This is a genomic window from Natronorubrum sp. A-ect3, assembly GCF_041821125.1.
In the GTDB taxonomy this organism is placed as follows: domain Archaea; phylum Halobacteriota; class Halobacteria; order Halobacteriales; family Natrialbaceae; genus Natronorubrum; species Natronorubrum bangense.
Map to the genome: position 1 here is coordinate 1 of NZ_JBGUBB010000013.1, position 12,617 is coordinate 12,617.

Genomic DNA, 12,617 nt, shown 5'->3' on the forward strand with positions numbered 1-12,617 from the left:
TGGAGTTCGGCGAACGGCTCGTCGACGGCACGTTCGTCATCGCGCTCGCAGTCGGCATGAGCGTCATCGATATCTCGGTCAACGCCACAGCCAATCTCGGCTACGACGAGATCCGCCACCACAATCCAGTCTTCCACGGGGACACGATCTTCGCCGAAAGCGAGGTCCTGCACAAACGCGAACTCGAGTCCCGCGACCACGTCGGCATCGTCACGACCGAACTCCGGGCGTACAATCAGGACAACGACCTCGTGCTCTCGCTCGAGCGAACGCCGATGGTCCTCAAACGAAGTCACGCCGACCCGTCGGCCGCACAGCCGCCGGGCTGGCCCGAGGGGATCGGCACGCAGCCGGAGCCCGATCAATGAGCGACAGACTCGAGAGCGCGATCGAACCGGTCGATGCCGAGACGGCCGCCGCATACGTCGACAGCGATGCGGTCGTCGCCGTCAGTGGGTTCGGCGCGGTCGGCTATCCGAAGGCACTCCCGCTGGCGCTCGCCGACGACGATCGAGAGCTCGAGCTAACGATCATCAGTGGGGGTAGCGTTGGCAAGGAGATCGACACGGCGCTCGTCGAGGCAGGTGCGGTTGCCCGCCGCTATCCGTATCAGTCACGGTCAGCGGCTCGAACAGCGGTCAACGACGGCACGATCGCGTACCAGGATCGGTTCATTTCGGCGGTCGGCGACGAGGTCGCGCTGGGCTCTCTTCCAGAACCCGATATCGCGATCGTCGAAGCGGTCGCCGTCGGCGATGGCTGGTTCGTTCCCTCCCTGTCGATCGGCCACACTGCAGCGTACGTCAGGGCGGCATCGACGCTGATCATCGAAGTCAACAGCTCGATCCCCCGCGAGATCGGCCAGTTTCACGACATCTACGAACGGGCCTTGCCACCGAACCGGAAGCCGATCCCGCTCGAGCATCCAGCTGACCGAATCGGCGAGACGCGAATCCAGTTCGATCCTGACGTGCTCCTCGCCGTCGTCGAGACCGAGACGGCCGACGACCCCTACAGCTTCCGCGAGCCGTCCGCGACCGACCGGGAGATCGCAGCCAATCTGGCGACGTTCCTCGAGGCCGAACTCGAGCGTTGTTCGATCTTCGACGACCGGATCGCGCTGCAGTTCGGCGTTGGCAGCCTCGGCAACGCGCTCATGGGCGCACTGTCGGCGATCGACTTCGGTGAGCGCGACGTCTACTACTACGGCGAGGTGTTCCAGGATGGCTTGCTCGAGATGATCGAAAACGGGACGCTCGAGGGGGCCAGCGCGACGTCGTTTGCGCTCTCTGCTGCAGGCCAGCAGCGACTGTTCGACGACATCGACCAGTACAGCGACTCGGTCGTCCTTCGAACGGCAGCACTCTCCAATAGCCCGGCGCTGATCGATCGCTTCGGCGTCGTTGGGATCAACAGCGCCGTCGAAGTCGACCTCTACGGCCACGCCAACTCGACGCACGTCAGCGGCTCACGCGTCCTGAACGGAGTCGGTGGCAGCGGCGATTTCAACCGCAATTCCCCGCTCACGATTACGACATTGCCCTCGAGACACGAGACAGAGACGTCGTGTCTCGTCCCGATGTGTCCCCACGTCGACCACACGGAACACGACATCTCGGTCGTGATCACCGAACAGGGCGTTGCTGACCTGCGAGGCAGTTCCCCACGCGAGCGCAGCCGGCTGCTCATCGAGCAGTGTGCCCATCCGCAGTTCGTTGACGACCTCGAGACATACCTCGAGCGGAGCGAGGTGAGCGGCGGCCATATCCCGCATCATCTCGAGTCTGCGTTTTCCTGGCAATCCTGACTGCTCGCTGTCATCAGCCTCGAGCCGACCGGAGAAACAGCTTTGCTCGCTCCCGTGAACTTCTCGTCGTGGCGCGAGCTATGAAGATCAAAGCTATCAATCCGAATACGACACTCGAGATGACCGAAAACATCGGTACTGTCGCGAACAAGTACACGAGCGACGAGACTGAGGTCGTCGCCGTCTCGCCCGAGCGTGGCCCGATCAGTATCGAATCGTACTACGACGACTACCTCGCTGTGCCGGGCATTCTCGACGAAATCCTCAAAGCCGAAGACGGCGACGAGGAGTACGACGCGTTCGTCAACTCCTGCTGGGGAGACCCGGGACTCGACGCCTGCCGAGAAGTCACCGACAAACCAGTCGTCGGCATCGCCGAGGGTTCGATGTACGTCGCGAACATGCTGGGGGCAAGCTTCTCTGTCGTCACGATTCTCCCTCGAGCGCGTGATTTCATCGAGGAAGCCGTCCGAAAGACGGGACTCGAGAGCCACTGCGCGTCGGTCCGCTGTACCGAGCTGACCGTCGTCGAGACTGAAGATACCCGTGACGCAGCAGCGGCGGCGCTCCTCGAAGCGAGCTGGCAGGCGATCGAAGAAGACGATGCCGAAGTGATCTGTCTTGGCTGTGCCGGCATGGGTGGCCTCGACGAACCGCTCGAGGCGGAACTCCCGGTCCCCGTTATCGACAGCGTCGGGGCCGGTGCGGTCCTCGCAGAAGCGCTCGTCAAACTGGGCAAGCAGACGAGTACGATCCGGACGTACAAGCCGCCGGAGTCGAAGGAAATCATCGGCTACCCCGACCGCTATCAGCGGTAAACACGGCCTCGAGCGGCGCCGTTCTCAGTACTACTGTGCGACTGTGAGCGACTGCCTTCGCGACGAACTGTCGGGACAGAGTTCGGTCGGAGACAGCTGCTGTGTGTCCGCTACTGCCGAATTATATATACGAGACGAGTCAGACAGATATTTTCAGTTGAGTGATTCGAGAACAGATCGATCATCCGGTGGAAAGATTACATCCATATGGTTGTAATAGTATAGCAATCATCGAAGATAGCTAATCGAACAAGGGTATGGGAATCGTGACCAACACACATCATTTACAATAATACGGGTGTAATCATATCTGTGGAGCGCGTCTCGGCAAGGAGTTGGTGCGACCACCACAGCTGCCGATCGACAGGGGAGAAGCCACAGTCGTGCGGTTTTGAGAGAGCCACAACAAATCAGATGCGTTCATCGATACCGTACATTATATAGAGAGCGTCTACACGTATAGTTACGTCTTCCAGACCGTCCAGATTTCAGTACAAATATGACGATGTTCTGCTAATTTTGCCAATCACTAAAATTTTACCGAGTTTAGACGACCATAATAACACTATCAAGCACCTATATCGCTTAGCTCGATACAAATGCACATTCTTTGCTTGGGTTTGCAACCACATACCATGGAGAAATGACAGAAATAGTACAGCTACAACTCGAACACGCGCTTTTGTTGATAGAACATTTGTCACTGAAAAATAGAGTGGTCCGGTGATAGCGGTCTTTATATACGGATTCAGTCAAATCGGCAGTTGCAAACAGATGGTCGAATATAGTAGCCACTGCACGTCAGTGCACACCTGATCGCACAGCCGTCGTGCGATGGGTGTGGAAATAGTTGCAGTTGTTACGATAGCAATGAACACGACAACAGTGGCGGGTGCACCCAAACGGGTGGTTAAATTCCGGACATTAATACGATCTGTTGTACCGATGTACCGCAGATCACCGATCCCGTCTCTGGTGATCGGCGGCAATTGATTACAACAGTCCGTATGAAAGAGCGGACAGTATCAGTACGAGCGCGGCAGTCCCAACACGTTCTCTCCGATGTAGTTGAGCACGAGTTCCTGTGTGATCGGAACGAGTCGGGTGAGCCGTGCCTCTCTGAAGTACCGTTCGACGTCGTACTCTCGAGCGACACCAAAGCCGCCGTGGGCCTGAACAGCAGCGTCGGCAGCCGTGAAGGCGGCCTCGGCAGCGAGATACTTCGCCATGTTCGCCTGTGCCCCGACTGCTGTCCCCGACTCACCCTCGACGGCGGTCGCAGCGTTGTACGTCAGTTGTTTTGCAGCCTGAATCTCTGCATAGGCCTTCGCCAGCGGATGTTGTATCGCCTGATTCTGGCCGATTGGCCGGTCGAACACCACGCGCTCGTTTGCGTACTCAACTCCTTTCTGAATCGCCAGTTCGCCGAGGCCGAGACACTCTGCAGCGATCACCAGCCGCTCTTCGTTGAGCCCATCGAGCAGATGATAGAAGCCGTTTCCACGCTCGCCGATGAGGTTGTCGGCGGGGACGTGAAGTTCGTCGAACCAGAGCTCGTAGGCGTGGACGGCATTGCTCGCCGTCTTTGGAATCGATTTCATCTCGAGCGTTGCAGCCTCGAGTGCGTCTTGCACGTCGACGAGGAACATCGAAATGCCTCGTGTTCGTTTCTCGACCTCTGATTTCGGCGTCGTTCGAGCGACGACGAGCAGATAGTCGCTCGCATCGACGCGTGACGTCCAGATTTTCTGCCCGTTGATAACGTACTCGTCGTCGTGTTTTTCAGCGACCGTTTCGATCGACGTCGAGTCCGAACCAGCGTTCGGTTCGGTGAGGCCGAGCGACTGAATCGCGACATCGCCGGCGGCGACGTCCGGTAGCAGCCGTTCTTTCAGTTCGTCGCTGCCGTGGCGAACGATCGGCACGGAGTTGTAGATGCCACCGTGGATCGCCTGTGCCGCCGCAAAGCCGCCGCCGCTTGCTGCAATCTCTTCCATCATGACGACGACTTCGGCGGTTCCCATGCCCGCGCCACCGTGCTCCTCGGGAATGAGCACACCGAGCCAGCCGTGTTCGCCAAGCGTTGTGACGAACTCGTCAGGGTAGTCGCCAGCGCGGTCTTTCTCTCGCCAGTACTCGTCGTCGAACTCGCTACAGATGTCACGGATGCTCTCTCTGACGAGCTGTTGCTGTGCTGATAGCTCTACGGTGTCCGTCGCTACTGTGACCATCACTGTCTCTTCTGAGTTTGGCCAGATAAAGCTACGCCCTCTCAACAACCTTGCAGTTCCCTGCCGACGGATCAGTCACAGACCGAGGGAAACGGTTAAATCCTCGAGCAGAGAGAAACTGCTTGTGTATGGTTAGCAAGAGCACAGGCAGTAGTAGTGAGACCCGTGTCGGCGTCGACGTCGGTGGCACGAACACCGACGTTATTCTCGTCACCGAGGACGGCGAGTTTACGTTCAAAACACCTTCAACGACGGATCCATCGCAGTCGACGCTCACGGGGATCGTCGAAGTCTGTCAACTCGCCGGAATCGAGCCGGCCGACGTCGATCAGATCCTTCATGGCACGACCGTCGCGACGAACGCCCTTATCGAACACGAAGGGGCAAAAACAGGCCTGCTCACGACCGACGGGTTTCGAGACGTCCTGCATATCGGCCGGCATCGAAAACCCCACAGCTTCTCTCTCCAGCAGACGATCTCCTGGCAGGAACAGCCAATCGTCAAACGACGACACCGCAAAGAGATCACCGAGCGGATCTACCCACCTGGCGACGTTGTCATCCCGTTGGATGAGGACGCCGTACTGAAAGAAACTGGCGACCTCGTCGCTGACGGCGTCGAATCGATCGCCGTCTGTTATCTCCACTCCTATCTCAATCGTGAGCACGAAGACCGAACGAAAGAACTCATTCACGAGCAGTTCCCCGACGTTAGCGTCTCGACCTCGAGCGAGGTCGTCGCCCAGTTTCGGGAGTTCGAGCGGTTCACGACGACAGCGATCAACGCCCGCCTCGAGCCCGTGATGTCGACGTATCTGACGCGGCTCAGCGATGGTCTCGCCGACGAGGGCTTCGACGCCGAAGTGCTCATCATGCAGTCCAACGGCGGAATGGCGAGCGTGCAAAACGTCGCCGAACGGCCGGTCACGACGCTCGTTTCCGGGCCAGCCGCGGGCGTGCTTTCGGCGGCGTTCGAGGGCGAACACGTCGACGAGCCAAACCTCGTCATGCTGGACATGGGTGGCACCAGTGCGGATATCTCTGTAGTCCCCGGGCGCGTCCTCGAGCGCGATCCTCGAGACAGCACTGTCGGCGGCTACCCAACGATCACGCCCATGCTCGACATCGAAACCATCGGCGCGGGCGGCGGCTCGATCGCCTGGTTCGACGACGCGATGGGCTTTAACGTCGGCCCGAAAAGCGCCGGGGCGAACCCGGGCCCGGCCTGTTACGCCCGTGGCAACGACCAGCCGACGACGACCGACGCACAGGTCGTCCTCGGCCGGATCGATCCCGACAGCTTCCTCGGCGGCAACCTCGACCTCGAGCCCGAGCGCTCTCGGGACGCCCTGCAGACACAGCTGTGTGATCGAACCGACCAGGCCCAGTTCGAGACGCCCGAACAGGCCGCACTCGCCACGCTCGAGGTCGCAAACACGAACATGTACCGGGCGATTCGCGAACAGACCGTCCAACGGGGCTACGACCCACGCGAGTACACGATGGTCGCCTTCGGCGGTGCCGGGCCGATGCACGGCGCGAGCATCGCCGAGAAACTCGAGGTCTCGACGGTGCTGGTGCCACCGTCACCGGGAATCGCCTCCGCTCGCGGACTCCTGACGGGGAACGTGAAATACGACTACCAGCAGACGGTCAGCAGCCCACTCGAGGAGGTCGATGGCGAGTTTATCGAGGCGGCGTTCGAGCGCCTCGAAGCCCGTGGACGCGAGCAACTCGAGCGCGACGAGATCGATTCCGCACGATGGGAGTTCAGATCGTCGGTCGACTGTCTGTACGACGGGCAGGGCTACGAACTGAACATCGATTTCGACGGAACTGACGGCGACTGGCACGCCAGACTCCGCGAGCGCTTCGAGAAGCGACACGAAGCCGAGTACGGCCACTACTTCGAGGCGGACCCGGTCGAACTGCTCAACGTCCGTGTGACCGCGATCGGCAACGTTGAGTCGTACACCCCACCCGAGATCGCAGCCGATGGCGCGCTCGAGGCAGCCAAGACGACGGAGTCGACGATCGTCTTCGGCACCCCGGACACCCCCAAGGAGCTGACCGTCCCACGATACGAGCGCGAGAGACTGGCAGCCGGCACCGAGATCGACGGGCCAGCGATCGTCGACGAGTTCGACAGCACGGTCGTCGTCAACCCCGACTGGACGGCGACGGTCGAAGCGAACGGCTCGATCATACTGACAACGGAGAAACGATGACGACACACCCAGACCACACGGACCAGACGGCACCGGACGACGAACACGACGACACGACGGCGGCGGACGTTCTCCGCGAACGCGATATCGATCCGGTGACGATGCAGGTCATCGGTGGCGAACTCGATACGATCGCCCAGGAGATGGGGTACAAACTCATCCGCTCGTCGTACTCCTCGATTATTCGCGAAAGCGAGGATATGGGGGCAGGAATCTTCACGACCGACTGTCGCGAACTCTGTGAGAGCGACTCGACGCCGATGCACGTCGGCTCGCTGATCGGCTATCTCGACGGCATGTACAAGACGTTCGAGGAACGCGGCGTCGACCGCGAGGAGATCATCAACGAGGGCGACGTCTTCATCCACAACCACCCCCACTACGGCGCGAGCCACTCGCCGGACATCGCCGTCGCCGTCCCCATCTTCTACGAGGGCGAACACATCGCCTGGGCGGCGAACACAGCCCACCATCTCGACATCGGCTCGGCAACGCCCGGCCTCGCCATCGACCTCGAGGACATGTACGCGGAAGGAAGCCTGTTCCGGGCGACGAAAGTATACGATCAGGGCGAGCGAGTCGACGGCATCTGGGACTTCATCGAGGACAACGTCCGGACGCCGCGGGAGGTCATCGGCGACCTGCAGGCGCAAATTTCCTCGTGTCACGTCGGTGAGAACCGGTATCTCGACCTCGTCGAAAAGTACGGCTTAGAGGAGATCCAGCAGACCGGCGAGGCGCTGATGGAGTACGCCGAAGCGCTCCTGCGAAACGAGATCCGGACGATTCCCGACGGCACGTACTACGCCGAGGATTATCTCGACGACGACGGGCGAAACCGGGGACAGCGACTGAAGATCGCCGCGGAGGTGACCGTCGACGGCAGCGACATTACCGTCGACATGAGCGAGTCCGCCGACCAGACGCCGACGGGGTACAACATTCCGTTCCACGGCTCAACTGACGTCTGTATCTACTTTACGATCCGGTCGCTGCTGATGGACACTTTCGTTCGCGATGAGTATCTGCCACAGAACTCGGGAACGTTCGCACCCGTCCATCCGAAGGCCCGACCGGGCTGTATGTTCAACCCGACGCCGCCGACGTCGGCGTTCGCCCGTATCAATCAGGTCGACAAAATGAGCGACCTCATCATCAAAGCGCTTGCCGAAGCGATCCCCGAGAAGGTCTGTGCGGGCACCTGCGGACAGGTGTACTTCGTGAGCTACGGCGGGACGAACGACGACGGCGAGTACTGGGTCTACCTCGAGGTCAACGAAGGCTCCTACGGTGGTCGGCCCGAAGCCGACGGCCTCGACGCGGTCGACGCGCTCGTCCACAACACGAAGAATCGGCCCGTCGAGGACATCGAACTCTCCCATCCGATGCGGGTCGAACGCTACGGGCTCCGCGAGGACGGCCACGGTGCCGGGCGGACTCGAGGCGGCCACGGGATCGTCCGCGAGTCACAGTTCCTCACGGACGCCGTAATGACGATGGAAGGCGACGGCAACACGTACCGCCCACACGGTCTCTTCGGCGGCGGAGAGGGGACTCACGGCGACCTGAAACATATCAAAGCCGACGGCGAGGTGCTGGATCTCCATTCGAAAGAGTCCGGCTACAAGTTCGAGGCCAACGACCGCGTGCTCATCAAGACAGCGAGCGGCGGCGGCTACGGCGATCCGTACGAGCGGCCGGCCGACACGGTCTACGAGGATTACCTCGATGGACTGGTTTCGGAGACCGACGCTCGCGAGGAGTACGGCGTCGTCATCGAAGACGGCACGCTCGATACAGCAGCGACGGACGAACTGCGGAACGAGTAGTCGGCAACTGTTTTTTGTGGTCGGAGTGGAGCGCTCGAGCGACGGAGCGACGAACCACCTCAGTCAGCAACCCGCTCGAGGGCATGTGCCACGCGAAGTGCCAGTCCGTCCTCGAACTGCGGGGCGACTGCCTGTGCACTCACCGGCAGCCCGTCGAGCGACGTCACGGGCACGGTGACAGCTGGCGTGCCGGCGATGTTGAACGGGGCCGTGTTGCCGAGGACCGGAATGAGGTCCGCACGCGTCGTGACCGTCTCGACGGCCGGCGGCCGAACGCGAAGCGTCGGCATAACGAGCGCGTCGACGGCGTCGAACGCCGCCTCGAGTCGGGTCGTAAACTCGATGCCCTCGGCTCGAGCAGCGGCGTACGTTGCCCCACCGCTGGTCATATCGAGGAAGGCGGGCGGCAGAATGCGTCTCGCGACGTGCTCACCGAGGCCGTCCTCGCGGGCAGCCGCGAACGCCTGCCGAAGTTCCTCGTTGTAGCCCGTCCCCTGCCCTCTGGTGACGCCGTTGCCGGAGACGAGCCACGAGAACTCCGCTGCGCCGATGTTCAGGTAGGCGGCCTCGGTGTCGCCGAGATCTAACTCGACGGGGACGGTCTCGATACCGAGCGTCGAAAGCCGGTCGGTGACCGTCCGAACGGCATCGGCGACCTCGTCCGAGGAACACTCGAACGGCGTCTCCGGGATACCGACGGTCAGCCCGTGGACGTCATCGAGCTCCTCGAGTGTCTCGAACTCGAGCGAACGATCGGCCGATGTTGGATCGCGGGGGTCCGGACCGGCCATGGCCGCAATCGCACGCGTCGCTGTCGGGACGTCGCGTGCCAGTGGGCCGATCGTATCTAACGAGGGCGCGAAGTCGACGAACCCATTCCGCGGGACGAGCCGATGTGATGGCTTGACGCCGACGATGCCACAGCAGGCCGCCGGAATGCGGACGCTGCCGCCCGTGTCGGTGCCGAGTGCGACGTCGACGGTGCCGGCTGCGACGGCCGCAGCGCTGCCACTCGAGGAGCCGCCGGCGACGATGTCGGGATCGATCGGATTCGTAACGTGGCCGAAGTCGCTGAACTCGCCAGTTGGCCCCATCGCGAACGGCTCCATATTGGCCTTGCCGACGAGTTCGATCCCCGCATCGAGGAGCCGATCGACAGACGGCGCTGTCTCCGAGGGAACGACGGAGTAGGCTGCCGAGCCGCAGGTCATCTCGAGGTCGGCGACGGCGATGTTGTCTTTGACCGCGAGCGTCGTCCCCGCAAGTGGCCCCGAATCGGTACGCACGCGCGGTTCGTCGAAGACGGCGAGCAGGGCGTTTTCGTCGTCGTCAGCGCGGTGGCCCACACCCTCGGCCGATGGTGTCGCCGTCGCCGTCGCTTCCGAGTCACCAGCCGTCGCCGTCTCGAGGATCTCCTCGAGCAGCGATTCGGAGAGATCGAAACCGAGCCGTTCGGCCTGGGTCCGCATCTCGGCGAGGTCGGCGTCGGTCATCGGCGGTCGCCTCGGTCGTATGGTCGGGTTCGGCGCTGTCGAGACTGGGTGCTATCGCTGACGCGTCGGATCATGCGTTCGAATGACAGCCAATGTCCTTAGTCGTATCGACAGTCGCGGAGGCAATGATTCCGGCGAGTAAAACGTTATATACTCCATCCGTGTTCTACAGCGTGAGATGGTACCATGACTCGAGCGGGTATCGATATCGGTGGGACGTTTACCGACCTGATAATCTTCGATGAAGAGACCGGACGTATCGAAATCACGAAAACGCCGTCCACGCCGGACAACTCCGCGGAGGGAGTGATCAACGGGCTGACGAAAGCAGAGACGGCGATCAGCGATCTGGACTTCTTCTCGCACGGGTCGACGGTCGGGACCAACGCCCTGATCGAACGCGACCTGCCGCGAACAGGGCTGATCACGACCGCGGGCTTTCGCGACGTCCACGAGATTCGGGATGCGACCAAAGAAGACGTCTGGGACGCCTACACCGACGTCGCAGACCCCTATGTGACACGGCGTGATCGCCTCGAGGTAACCGAACGAATCGATTACAACGGAGAGGTCGTCACGCCGCTGAACGAAGACGACGTTCGGGAGGTCGTGGAGGTGTTCAAAAAGCGGGGCATCGACACGATCGCGATCTCGCTGATCAACGCCTACGTCAACGGCGACCACGAACGGCGCGTCCAAGAGATCGTCGAGGACGAACACCCCGACGCGTTCGTCTGTTGCTCACACGAGATCCTCCCCGAGATGTTCGAACACGAGCGGACGAGCACGACGATCGTCAACGCAGCGCTGGTGCCGGTTGTCAAGGAGTATCTGACCGATCTCGCAGACCAACTCGAGTCCCGGGGCTACGAAAACGACGTCCTCGCGATGCACTCCGGCGGGGGGATGATGACCACCGAAGCGATCGCCTACTACGCGGCCCGGATCGCAAACTCCGGCCCGACGGCGGGGGCGATCGCCGGTCAGTACATCGCCGAACAGTGCGGGTTCGAAAGCGCGATCGGCTTCGACATGGGCGGCACCAGCGTCGACGTCTCGCTCACCTACGGCGGCGATATCGAGATGACCGACGAGTGGGCCGTCGAGTACGGCTATCCGATTATGTTCCCCTCGACGGACATCAAGACGATCGGCGCCGGCGGCGGCTCGGTCGCCTGGATCGACGAGGGTGGCTCGCTCCGTGTCGGACCGCGCAGTCAGGGGGCAGACCCCGGTCCTGCCTGCTACATGCGTGGTGGGGACAAGCCGACGATCACCGACGCGAACGTGTTGCTGGGCTGGGTCGATCCCGACAAGTTCCTCGGCGGCGATATGGACGCGACCGCCGGTCCGTCTCGAGAGGTAATCGAACGCGACATCGCCGAGCCACTCGGTCTCGACACGACCGAAGCGGCCTCCGCGATCGAGCAGATCGCCATCGCGAACATGTGCAACGCTGTCAGGCTCGTCTCGACGAGCAAGGGGTACGACCCCCGTGACTTCGCAATCGTCGCCTTCGGCGGCGCCGGACCGATGCACGCGGCCCACGTCGCCCGCGAGATGAGTATTCCGAACGTCATCGTCCCGCCGTACCCCGGCATCAACTCCGCGCTGGGCTGTCTGCTCGTCGACGTCGAACACGACCTCTCGAAGACGTTCGTCGCGAACGCGACCGAGGCGATCGCCGACGACTTAGAGGCGACGCTCGCCGAGGTCGAGTCGGAGATCCTCGAGCGATTACGTGCCGAGGAGATCGAAGACGAGCAGATCCGCCTCGAGCACGAGGTGAAGATGCGCTATGCTGGCCAGTGGCGGTCGCTGGCCGTGCCGTGTTCGCTGCCGATCGAGAGCGTCGACGAGATCCGCGAACGGTTCCACGAAGAACACGAGCGCGTCTACGCCTACTCGGATCGCGACGCGACCGTTGAAATCTACGGGATTCGCGTGACTGGGCGGGGCGTCGTCGAAAAACCGTCGTTCCCAGAGATCGAGTCGGGAAGCGTCGAAGACGCCCACCTCGGCACTCGAGAGGTCTACTTCGAGGATGCGGGTGGGTTCGTCGAGACGGATCTCTACCAGCGCGAGCAACTGGGCGCAGGGGCGACGTTCAGCGGCCCCGCGATCGTCGAACAGATGGACTCCACTGTGGTCGTTCCCCCCGAGGCCAGCGTGGAAGTCGAACAGACGGGGAACCTGATCATCGAAATCTAA

8 protein-coding genes are annotated in these 12,617 nt (G+C 61.7%); 6 read left to right on the top strand and 2 right to left on the bottom strand.

Going from position 1 to position 12,617, the window contains the following annotated elements; all coding sequences use genetic code 11:
- From ACERJA_RS19300 to ACERJA_RS19310, 3 genes are all read left to right on the top strand, one after another.
- Positions 1–368, top strand: a 368-nt coding sequence (locus tag ACERJA_RS19300; RefSeq protein WP_373609843.1) for a MaoC family dehydratase, incomplete at its 5' end; no start/stop codon positions are given.
- On the top strand, positions 365–1,807 hold the full coding sequence (locus tag ACERJA_RS19305) for an acetyl-CoA hydrolase/transferase C-terminal domain-containing protein (protein WP_373609844.1): 1,443 nt from the start codon (positions 365–367) through the stop codon (positions 1,805–1,807). The genes ACERJA_RS19300 and ACERJA_RS19305, both read left to right, overlap by 4 nt.
- A gap of 80 nt (positions 1,808–1,887) precedes the next feature.
- Positions 1,888–2,625, top strand: a complete 738-nt coding sequence (locus ACERJA_RS19310) for an aspartate/glutamate racemase family protein (protein ID WP_373609845.1) — start codon at positions 1,888–1,890, stop codon at positions 2,623–2,625.
- A 1,025-nt stretch (positions 2,626–3,650) separates the two neighbouring features.
- On the opposite strand, the gene ACERJA_RS19315 is transcribed toward ACERJA_RS19310, so the two are convergent.
- Complete coding sequence (locus ACERJA_RS19315; RefSeq protein ID WP_373609846.1) at positions 3,651–4,856, bottom strand: acyl-CoA dehydrogenase family protein; 1,206 nt, start codon at positions 4,854–4,856, stop codon at positions 3,651–3,653.
- Positions 4,857–4,984: 128 nt separating this feature from the next.
- Between ACERJA_RS19315 and ACERJA_RS19320 the strand changes: the two genes are divergently transcribed.
- Complete coding sequence (locus tag ACERJA_RS19320; protein WP_373609847.1) at positions 4,985–7,084, top strand: hydantoinase/oxoprolinase family protein; 2,100 nt, start codon at positions 4,985–4,987, stop codon at positions 7,082–7,084.
- Positions 7,081–8,913 (top strand): hydantoinase B/oxoprolinase family protein, encoded by a 1,833-nt coding sequence (locus ACERJA_RS19325; RefSeq protein ID WP_006068093.1) that lies wholly within the window; start codon positions 7,081–7,083, stop codon positions 8,911–8,913. Before ACERJA_RS19320 ends, ACERJA_RS19325 begins: the two co-directional genes overlap by 4 nt.
- A 59-nt stretch (positions 8,914–8,972) precedes the next feature.
- Here the strand turns inward: ACERJA_RS19325 and ACERJA_RS19330 are convergent, their stop codons facing one another.
- Positions 8,973–10,406: an amidase gene (locus tag ACERJA_RS19330; RefSeq protein WP_373609848.1), complete on the bottom strand. Its 1,434-nt coding sequence runs from the start codon at positions 10,404–10,406 to the stop codon at positions 8,973–8,975.
- Positions 10,407–10,592: 186 nt separating this feature from the next.
- On the opposite strand from ACERJA_RS19330, the gene ACERJA_RS19335 reads away from it, so the two are divergent.
- Entirely contained in the window at positions 10,593–12,617 is a 2,025-nt protein-coding gene (locus tag ACERJA_RS19335) for a hydantoinase/oxoprolinase family protein (RefSeq protein ID WP_373609849.1), read from the top strand.

What these genes read in the sequence shown, in the direction of transcription:
- ACERJA_RS19330 (WP_373609848.1), bottom strand. Translation starts at nt 10,406, where the DNA reads ATGACCGACGCCGACCTCGCCGAGATGCGGACCCAGGCCGAACGGCTC.
- ACERJA_RS19305 (WP_373609844.1), top strand. Translation starts at nt 365, where the DNA reads ATGAGCGACAGACTCGAGAGCGCGATCGAACCGGTCGATGCCGAGACG.
- ACERJA_RS19335 (WP_373609849.1), top strand. Translation starts at nt 10,593, where the DNA reads ATGACTCGAGCGGGTATCGATATCGGTGGGACGTTTACCGACCTGATA.
- ACERJA_RS19320 (WP_373609847.1), top strand. Translation starts at nt 4,985, where the DNA reads ATGGTTAGCAAGAGCACAGGCAGTAGTAGTGAGACCCGTGTCGGCGTC.
- ACERJA_RS19315 (WP_373609846.1), bottom strand. Translation starts at nt 4,856, where the DNA reads ATGGTCACAGTAGCGACGGACACCGTAGAGCTATCAGCACAGCAACAG.
- ACERJA_RS19325 (WP_006068093.1), top strand. Translation starts at nt 7,081, where the DNA reads ATGACGACACACCCAGACCACACGGACCAGACGGCACCGGACGACGAA.
- ACERJA_RS19310 (WP_373609845.1), top strand. Translation starts at nt 1,888, where the DNA reads ATGAAGATCAAAGCTATCAATCCGAATACGACACTCGAGATGACCGAA.